This window comes from Embleya sp. NPDC025285, from assembly GCF_055558835.1.
Genome location: NZ_JBVHLU010000048.1, coordinates 25841 through 51152, shown reverse-complemented (window position 1 = coordinate 51152; position 25312 = coordinate 25841). Strand labels below are relative to the sequence as shown.

The following is a 25312-nucleotide window of genomic DNA, read 5'->3' as shown; positions in this document are numbered from 1 at the left end:
GGGTGGTCGTGGCCTGTCCAGGGATTTGTCCAGTGTGGGCCGGGCGAACGCGCCGGCCGTCCCGTGCGGATCTCGGGCCCCGGGTGCGCGGTTCAGGGGACGACGGTGACCGGCCGGCGGGCCGAGCGGACCAGGCGGATGGCCACGGAGCCGATCAGGCGGTGGCCGAAGCGTTCGGAGGCGCCGACCACGACCGCGTCGGCGCGTACCTCGTCGGCCACCTTGGCGATCTGGTGCGCGACGTCGCCGCGTGCCTCGACGAAGCGGTGCCGTACCCGCAGTTCGGCGGCTCGTCGGGCGATGTAGTCCGCGATGTCGCGCATCGTGTCCTCGTGCGCCTGCTCCATCACCTCGGCGCCCTCGGGCGTGGTGGCGGCGAGCCCGAGCGGCGCGCGTACGTAGACGCCGACCAGTTCCGCGCCGCCGCGACGGGCCTGGCCCAGTGCGTAGTCGGCGGCGCGGAGGGAGGTTCGGGAACCGTCCACGCCGACCAGTACGGCACGGGGCCCGTCCGTACCGAGTTCGAACGCCGGCGGCGGCGCGGGGCTGGTCACCGGGGATCCTCCTCGGGGGGCGTGGGCACGGGCGGGCCGACGGCGGTTGCCGGGTGGCCGACTCGCCCGGGCCCTGTCCGGCGGACCCTGGCGGGTTTGCCGGACAGGGCCTAGTCGGAGTCGCCGGCCTTGCGGTGTTCGACCACCGAGTCCGGACCCGGCGACATGATCGTTTCGTGCCCGTTGGCGGCTCGTACCCGAAACGGCGGCGTGCCGTCGGGGCCCAGGACCTCGATGATCTCCACGAAATGGTCTTCCTGGCCGACGACTCGGCCGTGGATGAGAAGGCGATCACCCTTGGTGGCGTGCATGTCGACTGGCTCCTCTGGGGTGGATGGCGTGCGGTGGGACAGCAGGATATTCGAATGGTAACAGGATGATCACTGTGGGTGAGTAGTGCTCGGCCGCGGGTCCTGGTCGACGGCTGGAGTCCCGGCTCGATCTCTCCTACAGTGCGTAGGAGTTGCTTTGCCGGGTGAGGGGACGTGTGCGATGGCGCGGTTTGCGGGCGGCGGGCCGGCGACCCCGGCGGACGGGGTGCGCCCGGCGCCGGTCCAGGGCGGGGCGGTGTTCGACGCGGTCCCCGCCGAGGTGCCCCGGGCCCGGCGCGTGCTGGTCGCGGCCCTGCGCCGGTGGGACGTGCACGAGGACGACGTACACAGCGCACAACTGGTCGCGTGCGAGCTGCTGAGCAACGCGGTTCGCTACGGCAGCGGGCCGACGATGGACCTGGACGTGCGGATGGACGATGTGCACATACACCTGGCCGTGCGCAACCGGCATGCCCGACCCAGGCGCCTGGCGAGGTCCAACGGATCCGTCGCGCCGATCGGGTCGCCCGAACCGGACGAGGCGTCGAAGCCGAGCGAGTCGGTGTGGGGCAGCGAGTGCGGCCGAGGTCTGCGCCTGGTCGAGGCGTTGGCTCTGGAGTGGGGGAGTAGGCCACTGGCGGGCGAGCTGCTGGTGTGGGCCATGATCGCGCGTGTCGACGCCGCGCGGCCGGCCTGACCGAGGACGCGGTCGGTGGTGGCGCGGGTTCGCGCGCCACCGGGTGACCGCCTGCCACGCGGGCTCACGTTCGCCCGACGGCCCGCGGCGCGGGTAGTGCCCGCCCGGGATGACGGTCTGCGGCGCGTTCGGCCATCGGCGCGCGAACGAGGCCGGATGGGAACACGCGCCGGTGCTGTGACACCGGACCGGGGCGGTGCCGAAGTGCACGGTGCCGATCAGGGTCGTGCTCGGCGCCGGGCCCATGCGATCGCCACGCCCGACAACACGGCCCGGGCGGGGAACGTGCTCATCGCCCGCCGCGCTCGTGCTCGATCCGGCGGGCGAGTTCGCGCAGGTCCTCCAGCTCCGATACCTCCAGCCCGCCGACGAGTTGGGCGAGGGCCACCCGTCGGGCCGGCGCGGACGCCGCGGCGAGCGCCGAACTCACCGAGGAGGAGACGTAGTCGGCCTCGGTCACGGTCGGCCGGTACACGAACGCCTGCCCCTCCCGGGCCCTGGCCAACAGGCCGCGCTCGGCCAGCCGATTGCACACGGTCTGCACGGTCGTGTAGGCGCCACGCGAGGGCTCGGCCAACTCGGCGCGGACGCGCTCGACGGTACCGGCTTCGATCCGCCACAACACGGACATGATCTCCGCCTGCAACTCCCCCTGCACCCGGGGCGACTCGTGCACCGCGTCCCTCCGTCCTCCGTGTCCGGGTATACCCGGCTCCCGGTCGGCTGCGGATTCCGACGGTACCTGTTCGCGGGCGTGGATCGATGCCCCCGGCTTGCCGTAAGTCGCGGATATTGCGGTGTTTCACGTCGATTCGCGGATGCCGGGTGCCAGAGCGCGGCCATCGGCGGGAGTGCGCGTCGGGCCCGCCGACACGGCCGCGGGATCGGTGTTCCCGAAGGTTCTTCGGCGCCGGCCTGCATCGGTGTCGGCACCGGCGAGTACGCACGCCTTCACCTCCGACAACCGGGACACCTCGCGTGCCCCGGCGGAGACCCGTTCCACGTGCGTGCGCCGCGACGCGATCGTGGAGATCGGCGTTCGCGGCGGCGCCGACGACTTCGGGCTGATCCGGTTGCCGACGGGCACCGGCCGCCTCGCTCCCCCCGACTGAGCGGGTGGGGCGGGCGGCCGGGTGGTTCGGGCTTCGGTGTCTCGGGCTTCGGGGCTCGGGTCGGCGACTCGGGGGCTCGGCCCGGTGGGTCAACGCGCGGCCGGGGCCGGGATCCGGGTCGCGACGGGGGAGGAGGTCACGGGCGAGGTCGCCGGGGCGGGGCGCTCACGCAGCAGCAGGCCGGCGGTCAGCGCGACCAGGACGGCGGTGAGGCCGTGGACGCCGAGAGCCTTCGCCGCCGAACCGTCGTTGCCCAGCACGATCACCATGTCGCCGGCGGGCACGAAGGTGATGGCCGCCAGCGCCCAGCCCAGTGCCCGCCGGTGGCCGGTCAGCAGCAGCGCGAAGACGACCAGTCCGGAGCCCAAATCACGCACACCCTTGACGGCCAGAAACGCGGTGCCCTCGTGCTCGGGCCAACTCGGCAGGCCGAACCCGGACGCGGTGGACTGCGGGGCGATCAGGTAGGCGAGCCCGATGTAGACGATGAACAGGCCACCGAGAGCGGCGAGGGTCGTGGTGAGGTTCCTGATGTTCATGAGATCTCCCGAATGAAGTGATGGTCCCGGTCGAGCGGTTCGTGAGCGAACCCGCCTTGCGGGAGGCGGTCTTCGTCTGCCTGGAAGAACTTTCGCCGGGGACTCCTGGAAGGCACATGGAGGCGACTTGGAGCGCGTTCGAGGACCGGGGCAGTACCCGGGCAGTGCCCCGGGGACCATGTTGGGGATCACCCGGCGCACCCACGACCGCGTGGCTTGACCGGGAAGTAGTTAGGGGCCATATTAGTTGCTGTGGAACATGAACCGATGCCTGAGGAAACCCCCACGCTCGACCAGGCGGCGTATCAGATCCGGCGCTACGGGCTCGATGTCGACCCGCAGGCGGTGCTGGTCGCCGTGCGTTTGATGGCGGCGGGGGCGCGGCTGGGCCAGGCGGTCGAGGTGCACTTCTCCAGGTTCGGCCTGTCCGCGGGGCGATATCGGCTGCTGGCGGCCCTGGAGGACGCAGACGGGGAGATGTCCCCTTCGGGCCTGGCGGACGTGCTCGGGGTGTCCCGGGCCACTGTGACGGGACTGCTCGGCGGTCTGGAGCGGGAAGGGTTGCTGCTTCGCCGACCCTCCGCCGAGGACGGCCGCTCCGCCGTGGCCGTGTTGACCGCGCGAGGGGCGCGGAAGATGCGTGACCTGGCCCCGGAGCACTTCGGTCGACTCCAGGAGATGGTCGGCGCGCTCGATCCCGAGGAGCGCGCCGTCTTCCTGGAGTTGCTCGGTCGTCTCGTCCGTGGGATCCCGGCGCTGACGCGGGAGTAGCGGGACCACGAGGCATCCCTGTTCGACGCCGTCCCGGCGTGTCGCGTCCGTGCGACGCGCCGCCGGGACGGCCTTTGTTCGGCCATATAATTAGGGAGCTAATCAAATGTCTGAAACGGAGACCGAAAACCGTATGGGACAAGGCCGTTCGTCCGCCCGGGGCTCCGGTCCGCCGCCGTTCACGCTGTGGCGCGAGGTGCTCGTCGCCTACCTCGCCCCCGCACTGACCGCCGGCGCCGGCGGCGTGGCCACCGGGCAGCGCGACCTGACCATCGCGGCCTGCACCTCGATCGCGGGCACCTCGGCGATCGTGGCCGCGCTGGTCGGCGCCCGCCTTCGGCGCCGCGGCGCGAGGCGCACGTGGCTGACCACGACGCCGCGCCTGGTCCCGACCGTCGTCCTGGCCGTCGCGGTCGCCACCCTCGCGGGCCTGGTCGGCTGGTTCGTCGGCGGCCACATACCGGAGCGGATCATCCCGCACCACGGCTCGTGGCCCGAACGCCTCCGTCTGGACCTGCCCATTTCGGCGGCCCTGGCCACCACCATCATCACGTGGCGCTGGCGCGGGGCGTCGAAACAGCGGCGACCGGGCCCGTAGCCCATCCGCAAACCCCGCCCGAACTCCCGCACCACCACCGACCAGGAAAGACGGAACACATGATCGTCGTCATGGGCGCCACCGGCGCCACCGGAAGCGCCCTCCTGCACCGCCTCGTCACCCTCGGCATACCGAGCCGGGCGCTCAGCCGCGACCCCGAACGGCTGTGGGCGGGCCTCGACGATACGGCGCGCCGCCTCGTCGAGGCCCGAGCGGCCGACGCGGGCGACCCGCAATCGTTGCGCGATGCCTTCCACGGTGCGAGTCGACTGTTCCTGGCCATGGCGAACAGCCCCGAACAGCCCGCGCTGGAGACCCGCGCCATCCACGCCGCCGCGGCGGTCGGCATCGAACACGTCGTCAAACTCTCCGCCCCGGCCGCGACCGCGGACTCCCCGGTCGCCGTCTCCCGATGGCACCACGCCATCGAGGAGACCCTGCGTGACTCCGGTCTGTCCCACACCGTGCTGCGCCCCTACGCGTTCATGCAGAAACTGCTCACCCTCGCACCGGCGGTCGCCGCTCAAAGCGTCGTCCACGGGGCGATGGCGGACGCGGCCTGCAACTACGTCGACTGTCGCGACATCGCGGACGTGGCCGCCGAGGTGCTGACCCGCCCCGAACTCACCGGGCGGACCTACACCCTCACCGGGAGTCGAACCTTCAGCCATCCGCAACTCGTCGAACTGCTCGGCCTCCTGCTGGGTCGGCCGATCCGCCACGTCGACCTGCCGCCCCGGGTCATGCGCGACCACCTGATCGAACGCGCCGGCCTGCCGGCCTGGCTCGCCGACCATGTGGTGGAGATCCAGCAACTGGCCGTGACCAGGCCGGAGGAACCCACCGACACCGTGGCGAGCCTGCTCGGCCGACCGCCCCGGACGCTGGAGGCCTTCCTCGGCGAGAACATCGAACAATTCCGCTGAGCCCGCTTCGCGACCCGCGCGTGCGCCCGCGCCGCAGAAAGCCCCGGGGGACGCCGGATGCCCGTTTCCGCCCCACATGCCGGCCAGGGCGTGCCGAAGCCGGGGGTCAGACGCCGTCGGGCGGCGGGTTCTGCCCTCGGTCGGGGTCGTGCAGGGCGGCGAAGTGCACGTTGGCGGTCAAGGACTGGAACGCGTAGGTGAGTTGCTCGTAGTCCTCGCGTCGGACTTCGAGCTGTTTGGTGACCTGCACGGTGCGCCGCCCGGTACCGGTGGCGGTGTTGGCGTCGGTGTCGGGGAAGAGCATCGCGGTGTGTACCGTGCCCGGTTCGCGGGGGTCGCCGGAGCGGGTGAAGACGATGAAGTCCCAGGTCTGGGCGCCGCCCGCGGCCGTGCCCGGGTCGCGCAGTCGCAATGCGTAGGCCGGCGGTTGTCGCCATACCTGGAGCGGTGCGAGAACGGTGAGCGTGGGGCCGACCGCGCGCCAGGTCGGCACCGGCCGGCCGATGTGGTGCATGTCGCCGAACAGGTCGCGGCGCAGTTCCGCGTAGCGGGGCGCGATGGCGGCCAGGCCCTCGACCGCGGCGGCGAGGTCCATCCGGCTGTCGCAATAACTCAGGCTGTGTTCACGGGATTCGAGTTGCCCGCGAAGCCACGGCTTGAGGACCGAGTCCAGTGCGCCGAGGCGGTACGCGTCCTCGGCGCACTCCGCGGTGAACAGGGCCGCGTGGTACAGACCTCGATACTGCGCCGCCAGATCCATGTGCTCCCCTTGGCCCGTCGCGGGATCGCCGGTGCCGTGGCCGGAACGTTTTCGCGTCCCGGTCCCGCCATCGGAGATCAGGCTATGCCTGTTCGCGAGGGCCGCCGGGGGCGGCGGTTGTCAGCGACCCAGTTGGGTGTAGGTCTTGAACGTGTACAGGCCGTCCAGCGTGACCGAGTTCGCACCGCCGGGCGAGGGCAGGTTGTTGCGGTGGTTGAGGACGGCGCCGAGCGGGCCACAGTCGGTCGCGGCGGGAATCGCGACGGTGTTGTCCCACAGCGTGCCCTTGAGAATGGGCGGGTCCTTGGAGATCCATTCGTTGGGGCCCTTGCGCATCATGGTCAGCCGGATCGGCTGCTCGGCGGTGCCGATCGAGCAGTGCTCGGGCAGGAGCGGACCGCTCAGGGCGAAGGTGACGTCCAGACCGCCGGCCGAGGTGCCGTGCGACAGGAAGTCGAACCAACCGCCGTACTTCGTCTCGACGTTCACCCCGAGCATCGGCGCGCGCTCGGGCAGTCCGGGAATGTTGGGCAGGCCGCCGGTCGCCGGGCTGGGCGTCGCGTGCATCGCGCCGAAGACCTGTCCGGTCGAGCCGTCCGGCAGCGGACCCTCCGCGTGCGTGATGGTCATCGGACGCAGCGGCACGGTGAGCCCGCCGAGCTTCATGTCGCCGGTGGCGACGTGTACTTCGCAGCGCCACTTGTCCGGATCCGCGCCTGCGGGCAGGGTCGGACAGTCGGTGAAGTCGAAGGTGGGCAGCGGTGCGGCGGCCGAGGCGGGCGCCGCCCGAGCCGCGGCCCGCCCGTCGGCGAGGGCGGGTGCGGCGGACAGTCCCACCGCACCGAGTGCGAGCCCGGCACAGGCGGCGGTCCGGACCCATCGACGGCTCCTCTTGCGATCCACAACGATCGTCCCCTTGATCGGTATGCACGACTGAGTCCCCTCGAAGGTAGGGAAGTCGACCCGCACGCAGAATCCGGCTACCCCCAGGGCAGGCACTGGTGCCGGCCCCATCCCGCGCCTGCCGCCTGCGCCATGGGCGTCAGGTGATCGGGGCGCCGGGCCGGAGCGGGGCGCCGGTGGGGGAGGTGGGAACGGCGGGACGGGGGAGCTTTTTGTAGTAGAACGTGCAGTCCCGGAGCGTGCCGTCCGGGGTGGCCGCGTATTCGGGGACCACGCCGTAGCGGGTCCAGCCGGCCCGGCGATAGAGGTGGTCGGCGGTGCTCTCGGCCTCGGTGTCCAGGAGCAGGAGGGGGTGGCTCCGGCGTGCGCGGCGGCCTGTTCGGCCGACTCCGGCTCGCTGCGGTGGCGCTCCTGGGTCCGCGTCGTGCGCAGCACCTCGGCGATCAACTCGTCCTTGCCGCCGAAGTGTTGGTACAGCGAGCGGCGGGCCACGTCCGCCTTCTTGAGGATCGCGTCGACGCCGACGTGGACGCCGTGCTCGTAGGTGAGGTCGCGAGCGGCGTCGAGCAGGCGTTCGCGCGGGCCGGCGATAGGCGCGGACCGTCCTCGACGCCGCCGGCCACGAGGTCGACGCGGGTCGTGCGGTGTCGCCGATCGGGGCCGCCGTCTCAGCGGCCCCGATGCCGGCCCCGGGCGGCGGGCATCGGCACCGGGGCGGCCCCGCCCTTGCCGGGCCTGCCGTGATCGGCCGCCGCCAGGATCGCCGCCAGCGCGGTGGTCACCGGGACCGAGGCGACCAGGCCGATGCTGCCGACCAGGGTGCGGGCGATCTCCTCCGCGACGATCTCGCTGGTGGCCACGTCCAGGACGTCCCGACGGGCGATCGAGAACAGCAGCATCAGCGGCAACGCCGCGCCCGCGTAGGCCAATACCAGGGTGTTGACGGTGGACGCGATGTGATCGCGACCGATCCGGATGCCCGCCCGATACAACCGACGGGCCGTCATGGTCGGGTCGGCCTGCTTGAGTTCCCATACCGCCGACGTCTGAGTGACCGTCACATCGTCCAGGACGCCCAACGATCCGATGATGAACCCGGCCAACAACAGACCGTGCAACTCGATGTCGGGATACAACGCGTGCACCAGGCCGGTCTCGTCGGAGGTGTTGCCGGTCAGATGCGCCCAACCGATGAACAGCGAGCCCAGGACCCCGATCAGGGACAGCGATACCAGGGTGCCGACCACCGCGACCGAGGTCCGCGCGGATATCCCGTGGCACAGGTACAGGGCCACGAACATGATCGCGCTGCCGCCGACGACCGCGACCAGGAGCGGATCGGACCCGTGCAGGATCGCGGGCAGGATGAAGAACGACAGGACCGCGAAGCTGATCGCCAAAGCGATCAGCGCGGTCAGGCCGCGCAGACGCCCGACCACGATCACCGCGACCGCGAACAGGCCGGCGAGCAGCAACATCGGCGGACCGCGCCGGACGTCGATCACCGAGTATCTCAGGTCCTCGGGCGCGTTGGGAGCGTACGCGAGCACCACCCCCTGCCCGACCGAGAACCGGCGCAACTCGGTCGGCCGGACCAGTTCGGTGACCGAGCGACCCTTGTCGGCGCCCGAGGTGACCTCGATCGTGGCCCGGTGGCAGTCGGCGCGCGCGGCGCCCGAGCCGGGCGCGGTGGAGGCGCCGGGGGAGGGCGGGGGCCAGGGCACGCCGCCCGGTTCGGCGGCGGGGTCGCCGGGCGGCGCGGCGTGCCCGTCGGCCGATCCGGGCGGGTCGGACGCGGCATCGGGGGCGGACGGGCCCGCCGCGCCGGCGAAGGCCTCGGCGTCGGCCCGGGCGCAGGGCAGTTCCTCGACCTTGGTGACCCGTCCGTCGCGGGTCTCCTGGTCGAAGCCCACCCCGGTACGCGGATGCGCTGGTGTGCTGCCCGGCCACAGCATCACCAGGCCCACCACCACGGCCGCCGCGAACGGGATCAGGACGGCGGCCACCAGGCGGCGCAGCCGGGCCGAGACGGGCGAGGGTGGTCCGTGCGCGTGACTGTGCCCGTGTGCGTGGCCGTGGCCGGCCGCGTGGTGTCGGTGGCCCGGCGCGTCGTCGGATGCGTCGGGGGCATCGTCCGTACCGCCGCGATGCGTTCGTGTGCCGCCCATGCCGCGTCCCCTCCCGGTCCGGTCGACGGGTCATCGTGCCGGAGTCCCGGCCGGAAGCGTATCGGGCCGGGCGCCCGGCTCCGGTGCCGCTCACCGCCGCGGCCCGGCGCGAGCATCCGGGTGATCGGCGCAAGCCCCTTGCGCGGAATCGGTTGGAAGCCGCAAGATTCTTGCCTGCCGGCCAGGTTCCGGGCCTGGAGTTTTGCGTGGGCAGTGCCGAGGAGTGGAGCGCCGAGCATGGCCGAGATCGACAGCATCGACCACAACATCCTGCGCATGCTGCGCGAGGACGGACGGCGGACCTTCTCCGAGATGGCGGGCCAGATCGGCCTGTCCGTCGCGGCGGTCAAGCGCCGTGTGGACCGGATGCGCGAGGAGGGTGTGATCACCGGCTTCACGGTCCAGATCGACCACGCCAAGCTCGGCTGGGGGGTGGAGGCGTTCACCGAGCTGCGCTACCCCGGCAGCATGCCGGTCAGCGAGATCGTCCGCACCGCGACGGACACGCCCGAGGTGCAGGCCGTGTACACGATCGCCGGCGACCCGGACGCCCTCATCCACGTCCGTGTTCGCGACATCACCCACCTCCAACAGGTCATCGACCACCTGCGCCGCAACGGCAACGTCACGGGCACCAAGACGCTCATGGTGCTCGGCTCCTGGACCAAGGAGAGCTGACGAGGAGGGCATCCGGGCCGGCCCACCCCACCCTCACCCGCGTCCGCGTCGTGCCGGCCCTCGAAACCGGTTGAGGGGATGTCCAGGGTTCGAGGCATGAGTGAGCGCGGTTTTCGCATCACGGTTCGCGGTGCCTTCGATGGACTGAGTGACGCGCAGCGGGCCGAGTTGCTCGCACGGGCGGCCGAGCACGACGTGCTGCGGGCCGCCTTCACCACGGAGGGGCAGCTGACCTACGATCCGGCGGCGCGGCCCTTCTTCACGTGCCGCTTCCTGGACTCCGGGGAGGCGGAAGAGGACATCGTCCCGGCGACCGCCCGGGCGCCGGCCGGCGCACAGGCGCGGCTGGACGAGCGCGGCTACGGCTACAAGAACCTCAAGACGCAGGCCGTGGACGTCTCCCAGGCGGCCCTGTCCGAGCGCCAACGCAAGGCCCGCGCGGCCGGCCGGGTCGGCGGTGGGCCGCTCTCGTAAGCCGGCCGGTCCCGCGATCGGCCGCGATCGACCGGTCCGGCAACCGGTCGGTCCCGGCAATCGGTCGGTTCGCGCGCGGCTAGGACGCGGTGGCGACACCGGTGTTCGTATCGGGTTCGGTGGTGCGCGGCGCGAACGGGAACGCCTCGCGGAGGACCCAGTTGCCGTCGTCGTCGCCGACGACCAGGTCGAGCCGGTCGACCCGGGCGGTCAACGGCAGTCGGCCGCTCACCTCCTGCGCCAGCGCCCGCAGTTCGTCGGGGCCCTGCCCCAGGGCGACGGTCAGGTGCGGACCGACGTCGTCGGGGTCGTCCAGGTACGCGCCGCCATAGGGGAGATGGTCCGGCCAGCGGTCGGATACCGCCTCGATCAGGCGCGACACCGGCTCGGCCGGATCGGGCGCGAGCCACAACCCGCGGTGGAACTGGCCGACCCGGGCGAAGACCAGGTCCAGCGCGGGGCACCCGGCGGCGATGTCGGCGAGCGCGGCCAGGTCCGCGGGCCCGATGTCGGAGGGCGGTAGCCAGGGATAGAGCACCGTGACATGCGCCGGGATGCCCTCGGCGCTGCGCGGGTCGTAGCGCTCGCGCCAGGGCTCGACGACCTGCTCGACGTCGGGGACCAGCAACACCAGGGCACTCGCCGCGTTCCGTTGGGCCATTCCCGCAGTGTACGGTCCGCGTCCGGGCATACCGGCGGATCGTCGGATCACCGGCCGAGGTGTTTCGCCGACCGGGAGTCGCCTCCGGCAGGGGTGGGTTCGAGGCGCGCGTTCCGGGGGCACTCGTCCCGGCATGGCTGTGTTGAGAACCTTCGCGCGTCCCATGCTGGCCTCGATCTACGTGCTGCAGGGGTACGACGCCGTGCTGCGTCCGGACCGCGTGGTGCCGGTCGCCGAACCGGTGGTGCGGCGGATCGCCGGGCTGGTGCCGATCGTGCCGGCCGACATCCGTACGGCGGTACGCCTGAACGGCGGCGTGCAACTGGTCGCCGGCACGCTGCTCGCCCTCGGCCGGGTGCCGCGCCTGTCCGCGCTCGCGCTCGCCGCCACCCTGGTGCCCACCACTCTTGCCGGACATCGCTTCTGGGATGCCGAGGACAAGCAGGAACGGGCGGGTCAGCGCGTCCACTTCCTCAAGAACGTGTCGATGCTCGGGGGTCTGCTGATCGCCTCCGCCGACACCGGCGGCAAGCCCTCACTCGCGTGGCGCAGCCGGCACCGGGCGCACGCCCTCCGGCACGACGTCGGCCTCGCCCGCCGAACCGCCCAGGCCGGCGCGGCGTCCACGAGCGTGGCTCATCGCCTGGGTGATCTGGTTCCCGGCCACTAGGGAGCCCCCACGTCCCCCTGGGCGGGCCGATGGGCGAGGTGGCGTGCCCTTCGGCACGTTGGTCCACCTCGCCCGTGTTCGGCGTGAGGGCGGCTCGCCCGCGCCGCGCTTCCCCCCGGTCGGCGCAGCGCGGGCGAACCGGCCCGATCAGCCCAGTGCGCGAGCGTCCGAGGCGATCAACCCGGCCCGGGGGGCCGGGATGGTGCGGCCGGCCTGGTTGTCGGCCCAGCGGGCGAGTGCCTGGTACTGGTCGTGGGCGAGCATCGTGGTCAGGGTCGCGATCGCGTTGCGGTCGGCGGCGGAGGTCAGGATCAGGTGGGCGAGGCCGGTCCGCGAGGCGGTGACGGTGAAGGTCGACTCCGCGACCGTGGTGCCGCCCGGGCCCTTGGCCTCGGCCCGCAGCGTGTGCGCGCCGAGCGGCAGCGTGCCCGAGTCGATCGGCGTACCGGCGGCGAATTCCCGCCCGTCCAGCGTGAGTCGGACCGTTTCGGCGCCTGTGGTGCGGAGCGAGGGGACCGGGTTGCTCGCGCGCTCGACCTGGGCGCCGGCGGCCGGTGCGAGCACCTCGACGGTGGGTGCGGCGGGCGGCTCGGGAGTGCCGGTCTGGCGCCAGGCGGCGTTCCAGCCGGCCAGCTCGGCGGGACGGTTGGTGATGATCGCGTCCGCGCCGCCCGCCTCCAGGGTCTTCCACCCGGTCGCGTCGTCGACCGTCCAGACCATGACCGCGACGCCGGCGCGGTGCAGGTCGGCGACCACACCGGGGCGCTTGGCCAGGCCGGCGGCCGAGGGGTTGTAGGCCTTGAGGTCGAGCTGTTTGGCGAGCGCGACCGGATCCGCGTCCAGGTTGCCGCGCAGCAGACCGAGCGGCAGATCGGGGGCCAGTTCGTGGGTGAGGGTGAGCGCGTCGACCTCGAAGCTCTGGACGAAGACCCGGCCGCTCATGCCGGTGTCGCGGATGTCCTCGACGATCCGGGAGACCTCGTCCTTGCTGTGCTTGCCCTTGATCTCCAGGAGCAGGTTGCCGCCGCGCGTGCGCAGGTCCTCCAGTTGCGCGCGCAGGGTCGGCACTCGGGCCCCGGTGTGCAGCGGGGAGAACCACGAGCCGGCGTCCAGGGCGGCGAGTTGAGCGGCCGTCAGGTCGCGGATCCGGCCCTTGCCGTCGGTGGTCCGGTCGACCGTGTCGTCGTGCAGGATGTGCGGGATGCCGTCCTTGCTGGGCTGGACGTCGTTCTCGATCCAGTCGGCACCGGCCCGGCGGGCGGTCTCGTCGGAGATCAGCGTGTTCTCCGGCGCGGCGGAGGACGCGCCGCGGTGCGCGATCACGGTGAGCGGGGCGCCGGGCGCGCGCAGGTAGGCGTTCGCCTCCGGGGCCAGTCGGGTGACCTTGACGTCGTCGAAGGAGACCCGCGAACCGTTGACGAGCAGCGCCTGTGCGCCGTCGGCGGAGCGCTGGACCCGGGTGCTGCGCAACGCCTCGCGGCCGTCCACGACCAGTCGTGCCCGGCTGCCGTGCACCTCCACCGCGACTCGCACGTCCCGGCCGGTCCCGGCGGCGGCCGGCGCCGAACCGGTGTCGGTCACATTCCACGCGTCGCCGGTGGTGCGCTGGGCGAACTCCAGGCCGTTGGCGGCGGTGGTACCGGTGCGCATGGTCGCGATGGACCACGGGGTCGTGCCGGCGGCGGGCACGTCCAGGCCGAACGCGGTCCAGCGTGCGGCGTCGACGGCGCTCTCGAAGCGGACGACCGCCTCGAAGCGGAAGTCGTCCAGATGCCGGCCGAAGGTGATCCGGCTCTGTTGGCCGGAGTTCGCCGAGGTGCCGACCAGGCGGCCGTTCTCGACCTTCCAAGCACCCTCGACCGCCCGCCACCCGGTGGGTAGCGCGGAGCCGGTGAAGTCCTCGGACACGACTACGTCGCCGGCGGGCGGCGCGGCGGGGGCGTCCGGGGCGGCTACCGAGACGCCGGTCAGGGTGGCGGTGGCGCCGATCCCGAGGGCGGCGACCACGGCGCCGACGCGGAGTCGGGAGCGATGCCGCCGAGGCAGCCGGAACGGGGACGAAGTTGTCTGCGAAGGCATGTTCGAAACGCTAGGGAGCGTGGGCGAACCCCCGATCACGCGACGCTGAAGCTCTGCCCAACGGTCGGGTACGCGCGGTGGTCGGCCGGTGGTTGTGCGTAGGTCGCCCGGGTGGCTCTCCGCCGCCACGAGGGGTGTCCGTGCCCCGGGAGCAGGCCCGAGCCAAGCGGGATGCAAGCCCGGGGCGGTACTTCTTGATGCACGGGCCGACGCGGCCCGCCGGCACGCAAGATCCACCGGCGCATGAGATCCACCGCACACGAGATCGACCGGCACGTGACACCCCTCGGGGCGTCGACCCACCGGCCCGAGTCAGGGGCGGCACACCCGCCGTACCGAAGCCACCGTCCGGGACGGCCGGGCCGCGCTCCCGATCGCCCGACCCGGGCGCGTCCGGACCGGCCCCGGCCCGACCGGACCGGACGCGACCAGCCCAGGCACGACCCGGCCGGCCGCACGCGGCCCGACCGGGCCCGATCCGATGCGGTCGGATCCAATCCGAAGCAGTCCGAAGCAACCGAAGCAATGCGATTCCAATCCCGCTCAACCCCGTGCCCACAGCCCGCGACGGCGGCTTTCGGCCAACCCGAAGTAGTGGGGGACAGATGCTAGGCACAGTCAACTCTTTCCTCCACGATCTCCCCGGGAGTACATCGTCTGCGCCGCCGACCACGAATCGGCATCAGGACACCTCAGGAGAGTCGATGAGTCCAACCGCCCACCCAGTACTGGATCCGACCGCGTCCCTGGCCGCTCTGGTCGATGCCCGGATCGAGCACTCGCCCACGCTCATCGCCTTGATCGCCGGGGAACATCGGCTCTCCTATCGCGAGTTGGGTGCCATGGCCGATCGGGTCGGGGCGCGCCTGGCCGAGGCGGGGGTGGTCGCGGGCGACCTGGTCGGTGTCTGCCTGCCGCGCACCCCGTACCTGGTCGCGACGTTGGTCGCGGTCCTGCGCGCGGGTGCCGCGTACGTCCCGTTGGACCCCGAGTACCCGCGGGAGCGACTGGAGTGGGTGATCGGTGACGCCCGGGCTCCCGTCGTGGTCACCGACCGCGCGCACGAACACCTGCTCGCCGACGCGTCGGCCGACCTGGTGTATGTCGACGCCGATGCCCCGGCCGATTCGGTACGTCCGGCCCGCGCGCACACCGGGCCGGACGAACTCGCCTACGTCCTCTACACGTCCGGGTCCACCGGGCGCCCCAAGGGGGTCCGGGTGACCCACCGAGGGGTCACCGCGATGCTGCGCTGGGCGGCCGACACCTATCGGCCCGACCAGACCCACAGGGTGCTGTTCTCCACCTCGGTGTGCTTCGACATCTCGGTGTACGAGCTGTTCCTCCCGCTCGTGGTGGGTGCGGGCGTCGTTATGGTGGACAACGTGCTCGCGCTCGCGGACGCGCCCGCGCGGGACGAGGTCACCCTGATCAACACCGTGCCCAGCGCGATGGCCGCGCTCTTACGCGGGCCCGGACTGCCGCCCGGGGCGCGCACGATCAACCTGGTCGGCGAGGCGCTCTCGCGTCGGGTCGCGGACCAGGTATACGCGTGTCCGCAGGTCGAGCAGCTCTACAACCTGTACGGGCCGACCGAGGACACCGTGTACTCCACCTGGGCCGTGGTCGACCGCACCGACCGGGCCGAACCGCTGATCGGCATACCGCTGCCCGGCACCACCGCGCACGTGCACGACGAGAGCGGCGAACCGATCGCCCCCGGCGAGCTCGGCGAGCTGTACCTGGCGGGCGATGGTCTCGCGCAGGGATATCACGGCCGCCCCGACCTGACCGCCGAGCGGTTCGTCACCGTGGCGGGGGAGCGTCGGTATCGCACCGGCGACCTGGTCCGCCGTCGACCCGACGGCGCGCTGGAGTATCACGGGCGGGTCGACCAGCAGGTCAAACTGCGCGGCTTCCGCATCGAACTCGGGGAGATCGAGGCGGTGTTGACCGGGCACCCCGGCGTCCAGGCGGCCGCCGTGGTGTTGCGCGAGGACGCGCTGGGGCCGTATCTGGCGGCGTTCGTGCAGGGCGCCGCACGCGGTCCCGAACCCACCCCGGCCGAGTTGCGCGCGCACTGTCTGACCCGACTCCCGGCCTACATGCTGCCGGACGCGGTGGCGCTGCTGAGCCCACTGCCGCTCACCCTCAACGGCAAGATCGACCGCAACGCGCTGCCCGTCGCGACCCGGACCCGTTTCCGGGACGTCGATTTCGTCGCGCCCGGGACGCCGACCGAGACCACCATCACCGACCTGTTCCGTGAGGTCCTCGGCGCCGATCGCATCGGCGTGCACGACCCGTTTCTGGAGTCCGGCGGCAACTCCCTGCTCGCCGTGGGGCTGTTGGCTCGGGTGCAGCGGGCCTGCGGAGTGCGGATCCCGCTCGACGTGTTCTTCGCCGACCCCACACCGGCCGCCCTCGCCGAGCATGTGCGGCAGGCCGACGCGTCCCCCGGGTCGGCCCGGCCCACGGTGTCGCCACCGTGCCGCGAACCGCACGCGCCGGCAACGGTCGGCACCGTGCAGGGCGAGTTCACAATGCACGAGATGGTCCGGCCGGGCAGCGCGCTGTACCACGTGCCGCTGCGGATCCGGGCCTGCGGCGACCTGGACGTGGCCGCGTTGGGCCGGGCACTGGGCGAGGTGGTTCGCCGGCACGAGGTGTTGCGCACCGCGCTGGTACACCGGGGCGGCCAACCGGTGGTGGAGATCCGGCCGCCCTACCCGGTCGAGCCGACCCTGCTGGATCTGCCGGGCGCGGACGAGGAGCGCCTGGACGCGGTCCTGCGGGCCGAGGCGCTGCGGCCGCTGGACCGGGCGGAGGGCCGGCTGTTGCGCGCGCTGGCCGTGCGGGTCGCCCCGGACCGGCACGAACTGCTGCTCACCGTGCACCACATCGCGATGGACGGCTGGTCGATCGGCCTGCTGCTGCGCGATCTGGCGCACGCCTACCAGGGGTTGCCGCTCGCCGAACCGGCCCTGCAGTACTCCGACGTGGCCCGCTGGGAACGACGGCACGCGGACGCCGAACACGACGAGGCGCGGCGCTGGGCGGGCCGACTCCGGGGTCTGGCCACCGAACAGCACCTGCCCGGCGACCGCACTCGGCCCGACCCGTTCGATCCGAGCGGAGCCCGGTTGACGCGCCGGCTGGATCCCGACCTCCTGCGCGCCGCCGAGGAATGGGCGGCGGGTGAGGGCGCCAGCCTGTACATGACCCTGCTCGCCGCGCTCGGCACGCTGGTGCACCGCTACACCGGCCGCACCGATCAGGCGGTGCTCAGTCCGTTCGCGGTCCGCCCGCTGCCCGAACTCGAAAACGTCATCGGTCCGTTGCTGAACACGGTTCCGCTGCGCTTCCGGGTCGAGGGCACCGACACGTTCCGGGAACTGGTGCGCCGACTGCGCCCGGTGGTGCTCGACGCGCTCGACCACAGCGCGCTGCCGTACCTGGAGCAGCTCCGCTTCGCCGGCGTCTCGGGTGCGGAGACCTCGACCCCCGTCTCGCAGATCCTGCTCGCGGTCCAGAACCACCCGGGCGCTTCGGTGGAACTGCCGGGCCTGACCCTGGAGTTCGTGAACGAGGTGTGCAACGGCGGGGCCAAGACCGATGTGTCGATGTTCGTCGAGTTCCCGGCGGCCGGACCGCTGTTGTCCGTGGAGTACCGCACCGGACGCTACGACGCCGCGTCGATCGAGACCATCGTGGACCACCTGCTGGCGGTGCTGGCCGAGGTCCTGACCGCGCCGGACCGGCCGATCGGCGAAACGATCATGCTCGACCCGGCCGAACGACACCGGCTGATCGAGGCCGTCAACCCGGCCCCGATCGCCCGGCCCGACCTGCGGCTGCCCGACCTGGTCGCGGCGCGGATCGCCCGCACCCCGAACGAGATCGCCGTCGTGGCGGACACCGGCAGCCTCACCTACGCCGAACTGGACGCCACCGCGAACCGGTTGGCACACGTCCTGCGCCGGCGCGGCGCCGATCGCGGCACCCTGGTCGCGATCGCCATGCCACGCACCCACCTGTTGCCCGCCGCCCTGCTGGGCGTGCTCCGCACCGGCGCGGCCTACCTGCCGATCGACACCGACCAGCCGATCGCCCGCAACCGGGCCCTGCTCGACGACGCCAAGGTCACCCTGATCGTCGGCCCGAGCGCGCCCGCCGCCGACATCCCGCTGTTGGCCGACCCCGGCTACGACGTGATCGCGGTGGACGGCACCGAGGTCGGCGCGGCCGACGAGAGCCCGCTCGACGGGCGGGCCGAGGCGGAGGACCCGGCGTACCTGATCCACACCTCCGGCTCCACCGGCCGTCCCAAGGCGGTCGCCGTACCGCACCGGGCGATCGTCAACTTCCTGCTCTCGATGGCCGAGGAACCCGGACTGACCGCCGCCGACACGATGGCCGCGGTCACCACGCTCACCTTCGACATCGCCGCGCTGGAGTTGTGGCTGCCGCTGGTGGTCGGCGCCCGGGTGGTGATCGCCGACCGGGCCACCGCCGCCGACGGCCGACGGCTCGCCGACTGGCTCGCGCAGCACCGGGTGACGGTCTGTCAGGCGACGCCGGCCACGTGGCGGATGTTGCTGGACGCGAACGGGACCTGGCCGGCCGCGCTGGTCGCGCTCTGCGGCGGCGAGGCGCTCACCGGGGACCTGGCCGGCGCGCTGCTGGATCGCTGCGCGCGGGTGTGGAACATGTACGGCCCCACCGAGACCACCGTGTGGTCCACCGTCCTGCGCGTCGACCGCTCGCACGCCGCGCTGCCCGTGGTCCCGCTCGGCGCACCTATCGCCAACACCCGCGTCTATGTACTGGACCCGGCCGGGCGTCCCGCGCCGGTCAACGCTCCCGGCGAACTGTGCATCGCGGGCGCCGGGGTCGCGCTGGGCTACCTCGGCCGGGCCGAACAGACCGCCGAACGCTTCGTCCAGGACCCGATGGGCCCACCCGGAGCACTGATGTACCGCACCGGCGACCTCGCCCGCCGCCGACGCGACGGCACCCTCGAGTACCACGGGCGCGCCGACCATCAGGTCAAACTGCGCGGATTCCGGATCGAGTTGGGCGAGATCGAGGCGGAACTGACCGCGCTCGCGGGCGTCACGGCCGCGGTCGCGACCCTGTGGGACGGACCGGCCGGACCGACCCTGGTCGGCTACGTCGTCCCGGACGGCCCGTTCGACCCGACGGACCTGATCGCCGCGCTCGGCGAGCGGTTGCCCCGACACATGGTGCCCGGTGTGCTCGTCCCGCTCGACGCGCTGCCGCTGACCCCCGCCGGCAAGGTCGACCGGGCCGCCCTGCCCGAACCCCGGCCCGGCGGCAGCGGAGCGCCCCCCGAGGGCGATTGCGAGGAGATCCTGGCCGAGATCTGGTACGAACTGCTCGGCCCGGACCGGATCGGCCGCGACGACACCTTCCTCGCGCTGGGCGGCAACTCGCTGCTCGGGCTGCGCCTGATGGCCCTGGTGAGCGAGCGCTTCGAGATCGACTTCCCGCTGCGCGTGGTCTTCGAGGCGCCGACACTGGCCGCGATGGCCCGCCGCATCGAGGACATCCTGCTGAGCGAACTCGACGAACCCGAGTCCGACTTCGGCCACCCCAGCGGCCCGAACGTCGCGAACGGGCACACCGACTCGATCGACTCGACCGACCTGGAGGCGCGATGACCGACTCCGAGGAGATCCTGACCACGCGCCCCGAACCCGAACCCGACCGCGCACGCCGTGACCTGCTCCGCAGCCGGCTCGCCCGGGCCCGAGTCGCCGCACCCCGTGCCGACCTGGTGCCCAGGCCCGCCGACGTGCCCGCGCCGCTCTCCGCCGCGCAACGCCGGATGTGGTTCCTCGCCCAGTACGAACCCGACGGCGCCGCCTACAACATGCCGCTCGTGCTGCGCCTGACCGGTCGACCGGACCGGAACGCGCTGGTGACCGCGCTGAGCGACGTGGTCGCCCGGCACGAGGTGCTGCGCACGGTGTATCCCAGCGTGGACGGACATGTCCTGCCCACCGTGCACGACATCGACCAGTTCCGGGTGTCCGTGCTCGACGTGTCCGAGGCGGAGGTGACCGCCCGGCTCGCCGTCGAGGCCCGCCGCCCCTTCGACGTGTCCCACGAACTCCCGATCCGGGCAGTTCTGTTCCGTACGGGCGATAGGCACGTGCTGAGCCTGGTGCTGCACCACATCGCCGCCGACGCCTGGTCGGTGGGCGTGCTGTTCGACGACCTGGCCGCCGCGTACACCGCGCGTTGTGCCGGTCATCCACCCGAACTCGCGCCGTTGCCGGTCCAATACGCGGACGTCGCGTACCGGCAGCAGACCACCCTGGCCGCCGAACTCGACCGCCAGCAGACCTGGTGGCGGGCCCGGTTGCGGGGCGCGCCGGCCACGGTGAGCGTGCCGGTGGACCGGCCACGTCCGGCCGTCGCGGACACCCGGGGCGAGCGGATCGAGGTCTGCTTCGGCAGGGACCGCTCGCGCCGCATCCGGGCCCTGGCCGAACGCACCGGCGGTACCACGTACATGGTGCTGCTCAGCGCGCTGCAGGTCGTGCTGGCCCGGTACAACGGCGTCACCGACGTCACCGTGGGCAGCCCGGTCGCGGGGCGCACGCACCGCAGCACGGATGCCCTAATAGGCTGTTTCGTGAACACTTTGGCGATGCGTACCGACCTGTCCGGCGACCCGACGGTACGCGAGTTGCTCGGCCGGGTCCGCGAGGACACCCTCGCCGCCTTCGCGCGCCAGGAACTCCCGTTCGACCGGCTGATCGACGCGCTCGACCTGGATCGTGAACTCGCCTACACACCGCTGTTCCAAGTCCTGTTGAACGTGCACAACCAGGCGCCGGCCCGGCCCACGCTGCCCGGCGTCGAGGTCGAGTGGTGCGACACGCACACCGGCGCGGCGAAGTTCGACCTGTCGCTCGCCGTGCTCGACACCGGGCCCGCCGACGAACTCGTCGCCGACCTGGTGTGGCGCAGCGTGCTCTACGACGAGGCGAGCATCCGGCGGGTGTTCGGGCACCTGATCACCGTGCTGGACGCGATGATCGCCGACCCGGACCGCCCGGTGACCGAACTGCCGCTGCTCACCGCCGGCGAAAGGCGGCAGCTCGCGAGCTGGAACGACACCGCCCGGGACTGGGACACCGACGGCACCCTGCACGGCCTGATCGAGGAGCAGGCCCGCCGCACGCCGCACGCACCCGCCGTGCGCGGCGTGGACGGCGAGCTGAGCTATGCCGAACTCGACAGCCGTGCCGACGTGTTGGCGCATCGGCTGCGCGACCTCGGGGTGGGGCCGGATCGCATCGTCGGGCTGTTCGCGGAGCGCTCGACCGCGCTGATCGTCGGCATGCTCGGCATCCTCAAGGCCGGTGGCGCGTATCTGCCGCTGGACCCGCTGTATCCCGACGAGCGGGTTCGCGCGCTGCTCACGGCCGCCGACGCGGTCGCGGTGGTCACGACGGAGGAACTGCGGTCCCGGGTGGCCGGGGTGCTGCCCGTGGTGGTGCCCGAGGAGGCGCCCGCGGACGCGGATCCGGGACCTCCGGTCGTGGACGTGCGGCCGGACCACCTGTGCTACGTGTTGTTCACGTCCGGATCCACCGGCGCGCCCAAGGCGGTCGCCGTCGAGCACCGCAACTACCGCAACTACCTGCACGGCCTGCGGGAACGGGTGGGCCCCGGACGGACGGCCGACGGGCGGCCGTGGAACTGGGCGCTGGTCTCCACGTTCGCCGCCGACCTGGGCACCACCAATGTGTTCGGCGCGCTCACCGGCGGTGGCTGCCTGCACCTGCTCACCCGGGATCAGGCCACCGATCCGGACGCGTTCGCCCGGTACCTGGGCACGCATCGCGTCGACGCGATGAAACTGGTGCCCAGCCACCTGGAGGGCCTGGCCGCGCTCGGCGATCGGCTCGCCGACGTGCTTCCGCGCGCGTTGCTGATCTGCGCGGGCGAGCCGTTGCGCGCGGACGCGGTGGACCGCCTGCGGGCGGCCCGGCCGGAGTTGGCGCTGCACAACCACTACGGGCCGACCGAGACCACCGTGTCAATGCTCGGCACGCCGGTGACCGCGGTGCCGGCCGGTGCGGCGAGCGCGCCGCTGGGGCTGCCGTTCGGCAACGTCGGCGCGTACGTGCTGGACCCGCACGGGCGCGAGCTGCCGATCGGCGTGCCGGGGGAACTGTACGTGACGGGAGCGGGGTTGGCGCGCGGCTATCTCGCGCGCGCGGACCTGACCGCCGAGCGCTTCGTCGAGTGGGCCGGGCGGCGCGCGTATCGCACCGGGGACCTGGTCCGGCGTCGTGCGGACGGAGCGATCGAGTTCCTGGGCCGGGCCGATCAGCAGGTCAAGATCCGCGGTTTCCGGGTCGAGATCGGCGAGGTCGAGGTGGAACTCGGCGCGCAGCCGGGGGTGCGCGAGGCGATCGTGGTGGCCCGGGGCGAGGGCGCCGCACGCAAGCTGGTGGGGTACGTGGTCGCGGACGCCACGGCGGCGGTGGACGGGGGCACGATCCGGGCGGCCCTGCGAACCCGGTTGCCGGACTACATGGTGCCCTCGGCGGTGCTCGTCCTGGCCGCGCTGCCGTTGACCGGCGCCGGCAAGGTGGACCGGGCGGCACTGCCCGCGCCCGCACTCGCGCCGGCGGAGGAGGGCCGCGTCGAGCCGTCCACGCCCACCGAGGTGGCGGTGGCCGCGACCTTCGCCGACGTCCTGGCCACGACCGGGGTCGGCGCGGCGGACGACTTCTTCGCGCTCGGCGGAGACAGCTTCTCCGCCGTGCGCGCGGTCCGCACGATCGGCCGGAGCCTGTCCATCATCGACCTGTTCCAACACCCCACCGTACGTGAACTCGCCGCCCTGCTCGACGAGCGCGCCGGTGCGGGCGGCCCGGCCGAGCGACCGCGCCCGCTGCTGCACCGGCTCACCAAGGACGCCGGACCGACCACGCTGACCCTGGTCTGTGTGCCGTACGGCGGCGGCAGCCCGATCACCTTCCAACCACTCGCGGACGCGCTACCCCCGGGACATCGGCTGTACGCGGTGGAGTTGCCCGGTCACGACCCCAGTCGGCCGGACGAGGAACCCGAGGATCTGGAGCAACTCGCCGACCGGCTCGCGGTACGGATCACCGAGCGGATCAGCGGGCCGATCCTGCTCTACGGACACTGTCTGGGCGGCGCGCTGGCCACCGCGCTGGCCGGGCGCCTGGAGGCGGCGGGCGCCGAACTGCGCGGTGTCGCACTGGGCGGGACCTTCCCGGCGGCTCGGCTTCCGGGGCGGTTCGCCGAGTGGGTGGCCAGGCGGCTGCCCGGCGACCGGTTGCTCTCGGACCGGGCCTACCTCGACTACCTGCGCGCGATGGGTGGTTTCACCGATGTCTACGACGAGGCCGAACAGCGTTTCCTGATCCGGGCGTTGCGGCACGACGTGCGCCAGGCGGAGGACTTCTACACGCGTGCCTACGGCGACGCGCGCCCGATGCCGGTGGCCGCGCCGATCCTGTGTGTGGTGGGCGACAAGGACCGCGCGACGTTGTTGTACGAGGAACGCTACGCGGAGTGGGAGCACTTCGGCCCCAGGGTCGAACTGGCGGTGATCCCGCGCGCGGGGCACTACTTCCTCAAACACCAGGCCGTCGAGCTGGCCGAGGTGCTGAGCCGCTGGTCGGCCGGTCCCGGCCCCGGGGCCGCCGACCCGCCTCCCGACCCGCGGGCCGCCTCGGCCCGGCCGAATCTGGCCACCTTCGCCAAGGTGGCGGGCGGCCAGTTCGTGTCGATGATCGGCACCGCGCTGTCCACCTTCGCGCTGGGGGTGTGGGTCTATCTGCGGACCGGTTCGGCCTTCGACTTCGCGATGATCTCGGTCGCCGCGGTGCTGCCCGCGGTGTTGTTGTTGCCGATCGCGGGCGCGGTCGCGGACCGGGTGGACCGGCGGCGGATCATGATCGTCACCGACACGGTGGCCGCCGCCGCGATGTTGTCGCTGGGCGTGCTGTTGTGGACCGACCATCTACAGCTCTGGCACGTGTACGTGGTCGCCTGCGTCGGCTCGGTGTGCAACGCCTTCCAACGGCCCGCCTACATCGCGGCGATCGCCCAGCTGGTGCCCAAGCGTTACCTGGGTCAGGCCAACGGCCTGGCCCAACTGGGCACCGGTTCCGGGGACATGCTGGCCGCGCTGGCCGGCGGCGTACTGGTCGCGGCGGTCGGCCTGCACGGCGTGGTGCTGTTCGACATGGCCACGTTCCTGATCGGGGTGAGCGTACTGCTGCGGGTGCGCTTCCCGGACACGCTGTTCGAGAAGCGCGAGGAGCCGCTGCTGCGCGAAGTGGTCACCGGGTGGCGCTACATCGTGCGCCGGCGCGGTCTGGTGGCGATGGTGGTCTTCTTCGTGGTGTTCAACTACCTCTTCGCGGTGGCCACCGTGCTGGTCACCCCGATGGTGTTGGCCGACGGCTCCGCGGTGACACTGGGCGTGGTCACCGCGGTCGGCGGGGTCGGCGCGGTGCTGGGCGCGCTGGTGATGGCGCTGTGGGGCGGGACCGCCCGGCGGGCGACCGGCATGATCGGCTTCACCTCGGTGGTGGGGGTGGCCGCGGTGTTCGCGGGCAGCCGGCCCGAGCCGGTGTTCGTGGCGATCGGGCTGTTCGTGTTGTGGGCGGCGCTGATGATCCTGAACTCGCACTGGATGGCTCTGATCCAGACCAAGGTCGGGATGGAGTTGCAGGGGCGGGTGCTGGCCACCAATCAGATGCTGGCGATGTCGATGATGCCGCTCGGCTTCCTGACCGCGGGACCGCTGGCGGACCGGGTGTTCGAGCCGCTGCTGCGCCCGGACGGCGCGCTCGCCGACTCGGTGGGCGTGGTGCTGGGCACCGGGCCCGGGCGCGGAACCGGCCTGTTGCTGGTCCTGGTCGGCCTCGCACTGGGTGTCTGGGGCCTGGTGGGGTTGTTGTACCGGCCGCTGAGTCGGATGGAGGACGTGCTGCCGGACGCGATCCCGGATGTGGAGATCGGCGACAAGGACACCATCCAGGCCGAGGCGGACCGGCGGCTGGCCCGCGCGGGCGAGGCGGGGGTGCCGGTGGCCTGACGGCACGCGTGCGCGGTGTGGGGGCGGGGCACGGAGTCCCCACACCGCGCGCCGCCGGGCTCGCGAACGATCGGCCCCACCTCGCGTGGCGGGGAGGCCGAGATGCCGGCGGCCGAGGCCCCGCCGGCGGCCCAGGGCTGCGGCGCCGAGGCCGCCGGCGGCAGCAGGAACTCGTCGATGTGGCGGGTCGACACGGCGGCCTCCACCGGGTGTTCGGCGAAGACCGTCGGCCTCGTGCTCGTCGCCCGCGTGCTACCGCCGGAGGCGGTCACCGGAGTGGCGGGTG

At 72.6% G+C, this 25312-nt stretch carries 20 protein-coding genes and 1 pseudogene; 10 read left to right on the top strand and 11 right to left on the bottom strand.

Annotated features, from left to right (window positions below; all coding sequences use genetic code 11):
• Positions 1 to 92: 92 nt before the first annotated feature.
• Together ACZ4FV_RS28610 and ACZ4FV_RS28605 are read right to left on the bottom strand one after the other, a co-directional pair.
• Positions 93 to 554, bottom strand: a complete 462-nt coding sequence (locus tag ACZ4FV_RS28610; RefSeq protein ID WP_395858768.1) for a universal stress protein — start codon at positions 552 to 554, stop codon at positions 93 to 95.
• Positions 555 to 664: 110 nt separating this feature from the next.
• Positions 665 to 865, bottom strand: coding sequence for a DUF1918 domain-containing protein (locus tag ACZ4FV_RS28605; protein ID WP_331770851.1), 201 nt, complete (start codon positions 863 to 865; stop codon positions 665 to 667).
• A 181-nt stretch (positions 866 to 1046) separates the two neighbouring features.
• Between ACZ4FV_RS28605 and ACZ4FV_RS28600 the strand changes: the two genes are divergently transcribed.
• The gene (locus ACZ4FV_RS28600; RefSeq protein ID WP_465323596.1) at positions 1047 to 1562 is read left to right on the top strand and encodes an ATP-binding protein; all 516 of its coding nucleotides are present in this window, start codon (positions 1047 to 1049) and stop codon (positions 1560 to 1562) included.
• 289 nt (positions 1563 to 1851) lie between these two features.
• On the opposite strand, the gene ACZ4FV_RS28595 is transcribed toward ACZ4FV_RS28600, so the two are convergent.
• Entirely contained in the window at positions 1852 to 2238 is a 387-nt protein-coding gene (locus ACZ4FV_RS28595; protein ID WP_465323595.1) for a BlaI/MecI/CopY family transcriptional regulator, read from the bottom strand.
• Positions 2239 to 2485: 247 nt separating this feature from the next.
• Between ACZ4FV_RS28595 and ACZ4FV_RS28590 the strand changes: the two genes are divergently transcribed.
• Positions 2486 to 2674 carry a hypothetical protein gene (locus tag ACZ4FV_RS28590; protein WP_465323594.1) on the top strand — a complete coding sequence of 63 codons (189 nt, stop codon included), beginning with the start codon at positions 2486 to 2488 and terminating at the stop codon, positions 2672 to 2674.
• Positions 2675 to 2763: 89 nt separating this feature from the next.
• Here the strand turns inward: ACZ4FV_RS28590 and ACZ4FV_RS28585 are convergent, their stop codons facing one another.
• A complete protein-coding gene (locus ACZ4FV_RS28585; RefSeq protein ID WP_395858765.1) occupies positions 2764 to 3213 on the bottom strand; it encodes a DUF4267 domain-containing protein in 450 nt (149 codons plus the stop codon).
• Between the two features lie 267 nt (positions 3214 to 3480).
• On the opposite strand from ACZ4FV_RS28585, the gene ACZ4FV_RS28580 reads away from it, so the two are divergent.
• The 3 genes from ACZ4FV_RS28580 (at position 3481) to ACZ4FV_RS28570 (ending at position 5508) form a co-directional block, all read left to right on the top strand.
• The gene (locus ACZ4FV_RS28580; RefSeq protein WP_395858764.1) at positions 3481 to 3984 is read left to right on the top strand and encodes a MarR family winged helix-turn-helix transcriptional regulator; all 504 of its coding nucleotides are present in this window, start codon (positions 3481 to 3483) and stop codon (positions 3982 to 3984) included.
• A gap of 133 nt (positions 3985 to 4117) precedes the next feature.
• Positions 4118 to 4582 carry a hypothetical protein gene (locus tag ACZ4FV_RS28575; RefSeq protein ID WP_402231127.1) on the top strand — a complete coding sequence of 155 codons (465 nt, stop codon included), beginning with the start codon at positions 4118 to 4120 and terminating at the stop codon, positions 4580 to 4582.
• Positions 4583 to 4641: 59 nt separating this feature from the next.
• Positions 4642 to 5508, top strand: coding sequence for an NmrA family NAD(P)-binding protein (locus ACZ4FV_RS28570; protein WP_395858762.1), 867 nt, complete (start codon positions 4642 to 4644; stop codon positions 5506 to 5508).
• A gap of 106 nt (positions 5509 to 5614) precedes the next feature.
• Here ACZ4FV_RS28570 and ACZ4FV_RS28565 read toward each other — a convergent pair whose 3' ends face one another.
• The 5 genes and pseudogenes from ACZ4FV_RS28565 to ACZ4FV_RS28545 all read right to left on the bottom strand — a co-directional run bounded on the left by ACZ4FV_RS28565 (position 5615) and on the right by ACZ4FV_RS28545 (position 9339).
• Positions 5615 to 6268, bottom strand: coding sequence for a hypothetical protein (locus ACZ4FV_RS28565; protein ID WP_402231124.1), 654 nt, complete (start codon positions 6266 to 6268; stop codon positions 5615 to 5617).
• A 120-nt stretch (positions 6269 to 6388) separates the two neighbouring features.
• Positions 6389 to 7105: a hypothetical protein gene (locus tag ACZ4FV_RS28560; RefSeq protein WP_465323602.1), complete on the bottom strand. Its 717-nt coding sequence runs from the start codon at positions 7103 to 7105 to the stop codon at positions 6389 to 6391.
• A gap of 205 nt (positions 7106 to 7310) precedes the next feature.
• A complete protein-coding gene (locus ACZ4FV_RS28555; RefSeq protein WP_465323601.1) occupies positions 7311 to 7445 on the bottom strand; it encodes a hypothetical protein in 135 nt (44 codons plus the stop codon).
• 170 nt (positions 7446 to 7615) lie between these two features.
• Positions 7616 to 7741 (bottom strand): annotated as a pseudogene (locus ACZ4FV_RS28550) (helix-turn-helix domain-containing protein); the annotation flags it as partial.
• A gap of 98 nt (positions 7742 to 7839) precedes the next feature.
• On the bottom strand, positions 7840 to 9339 hold the full coding sequence (locus ACZ4FV_RS28545; RefSeq protein WP_465323593.1) for a YibE/F family protein: 1500 nt from the start codon (positions 9337 to 9339) through the stop codon (positions 7840 to 7842).
• A 237-nt stretch (positions 9340 to 9576) separates the two neighbouring features.
• Between ACZ4FV_RS28545 and ACZ4FV_RS28540 the strand changes: the two genes are divergently transcribed.
• Both ACZ4FV_RS28540 and ACZ4FV_RS28535 read left to right on the top strand, forming a co-directional pair.
• Entirely contained in the window at positions 9577 to 10017 is a 441-nt protein-coding gene (locus tag ACZ4FV_RS28540) for an Lrp/AsnC family transcriptional regulator (RefSeq protein WP_395858759.1), read from the top strand.
• Positions 10018 to 10113: 96 nt separating this feature from the next.
• On the top strand, positions 10114 to 10491 hold the full coding sequence (locus tag ACZ4FV_RS28535) for a DUF6204 family protein (RefSeq protein WP_402231121.1): 378 nt from the start codon (positions 10114 to 10116) through the stop codon (positions 10489 to 10491).
• A 79-nt stretch (positions 10492 to 10570) separates the two neighbouring features.
• On the opposite strand, the gene ACZ4FV_RS28530 is transcribed toward ACZ4FV_RS28535, so the two are convergent.
• On the bottom strand, positions 10571 to 11152 hold the full coding sequence (locus tag ACZ4FV_RS28530; protein WP_395858757.1) for a 2'-5' RNA ligase family protein: 582 nt from the start codon (positions 11150 to 11152) through the stop codon (positions 10571 to 10573).
• Positions 11153 to 11285: 133 nt separating this feature from the next.
• On the opposite strand from ACZ4FV_RS28530, the gene ACZ4FV_RS28525 reads away from it, so the two are divergent.
• Positions 11286 to 11822 carry a DoxX family protein gene (locus ACZ4FV_RS28525; protein ID WP_395858756.1) on the top strand — a complete coding sequence of 179 codons (537 nt, stop codon included), beginning with the start codon at positions 11286 to 11288 and terminating at the stop codon, positions 11820 to 11822.
• 147 nt (positions 11823 to 11969) lie between these two features.
• On the opposite strand, the gene ACZ4FV_RS28520 is transcribed toward ACZ4FV_RS28525, so the two are convergent.
• The gene (locus ACZ4FV_RS28520) at positions 11970 to 13901 is read right to left on the bottom strand and encodes a glycerophosphodiester phosphodiesterase (protein WP_465323592.1); all 1932 of its coding nucleotides are present in this window, start codon (positions 13899 to 13901) and stop codon (positions 11970 to 11972) included.
• 704 nt (positions 13902 to 14605) lie between these two features.
• On the opposite strand from ACZ4FV_RS28520, the gene ACZ4FV_RS28515 reads away from it, so the two are divergent.
• Both ACZ4FV_RS28515 and ACZ4FV_RS28510 read left to right on the top strand, forming a co-directional pair.
• Positions 14606 to 19585, top strand: coding sequence for an amino acid adenylation domain-containing protein (locus tag ACZ4FV_RS28515; RefSeq protein ID WP_465323591.1), 4980 nt, complete (start codon positions 14606 to 14608; stop codon positions 19583 to 19585).
• A complete protein-coding gene (locus ACZ4FV_RS28510) occupies positions 19582 to 25026 on the top strand; it encodes a non-ribosomal peptide synthetase/MFS transporter (protein ID WP_465323590.1) in 5445 nt (1814 codons plus the stop codon). Before ACZ4FV_RS28515 ends, ACZ4FV_RS28510 begins: the two co-directional genes overlap by 4 nt.
• The last annotated feature ends 286 nt before the right edge of the window (positions 25027 to 25312 follow it).

Excerpts from the sequence above, each read along its gene's own strand:
- ACZ4FV_RS28605 (WP_331770851.1), bottom strand. The coding sequence starts at position 865 with ATGCACGCCACCAAGGGTGATCGCCTTCTCATCCACGGCCGAGTCGTC.
- ACZ4FV_RS28600 (WP_465323596.1), top strand. The coding sequence starts at position 1,047 with ATGGCGCGGTTTGCGGGCGGCGGGCCGGCGACCCCGGCGGACGGGGTG.
- ACZ4FV_RS28585 (WP_395858765.1), bottom strand. The coding sequence starts at position 3,213 with ATGAACATCAGGAACCTCACCACGACCCTCGCCGCTCTCGGTGGCCTG.
- ACZ4FV_RS28580 (WP_395858764.1), top strand. The coding sequence starts at position 3,481 with ATGCCTGAGGAAACCCCCACGCTCGACCAGGCGGCGTATCAGATCCGG.
- ACZ4FV_RS28575 (WP_402231127.1), top strand. The coding sequence starts at position 4,118 with ATGGGACAAGGCCGTTCGTCCGCCCGGGGCTCCGGTCCGCCGCCGTTC.
- ACZ4FV_RS28570 (WP_395858762.1), top strand. The coding sequence starts at position 4,642 with ATGATCGTCGTCATGGGCGCCACCGGCGCCACCGGAAGCGCCCTCCTG.
- ACZ4FV_RS28565 (WP_402231124.1), bottom strand. The coding sequence starts at position 6,268 with ATGGATCTGGCGGCGCAGTATCGAGGTCTGTACCACGCGGCCCTGTTC.
- ACZ4FV_RS28545 (WP_465323593.1), bottom strand. The coding sequence starts at position 9,339 with ATGGGCGGCACACGAACGCATCGCGGCGGTACGGACGATGCCCCCGAC.
- ACZ4FV_RS28540 (WP_395858759.1), top strand. The coding sequence starts at position 9,577 with ATGGCCGAGATCGACAGCATCGACCACAACATCCTGCGCATGCTGCGC.
- ACZ4FV_RS28535 (WP_402231121.1), top strand. The coding sequence starts at position 10,114 with ATGAGTGAGCGCGGTTTTCGCATCACGGTTCGCGGTGCCTTCGATGGA.
- ACZ4FV_RS28530 (WP_395858757.1), bottom strand. The coding sequence starts at position 11,152 with ATGGCCCAACGGAACGCGGCGAGTGCCCTGGTGTTGCTGGTCCCCGAC.
- ACZ4FV_RS28525 (WP_395858756.1), top strand. The coding sequence starts at position 11,286 with ATGGCTGTGTTGAGAACCTTCGCGCGTCCCATGCTGGCCTCGATCTAC.
- ACZ4FV_RS28520 (WP_465323592.1), bottom strand. The coding sequence starts at position 13,901 with ATGCCTTCGCAGACAACTTCGTCCCCGTTCCGGCTGCCTCGGCGGCAT.
- ACZ4FV_RS28515 (WP_465323591.1), top strand. The coding sequence starts at position 14,606 with ATGAGTCCAACCGCCCACCCAGTACTGGATCCGACCGCGTCCCTGGCC.
- ACZ4FV_RS28510 (WP_465323590.1), top strand. The coding sequence starts at position 19,582 with ATGACCGACTCCGAGGAGATCCTGACCACGCGCCCCGAACCCGAACCC.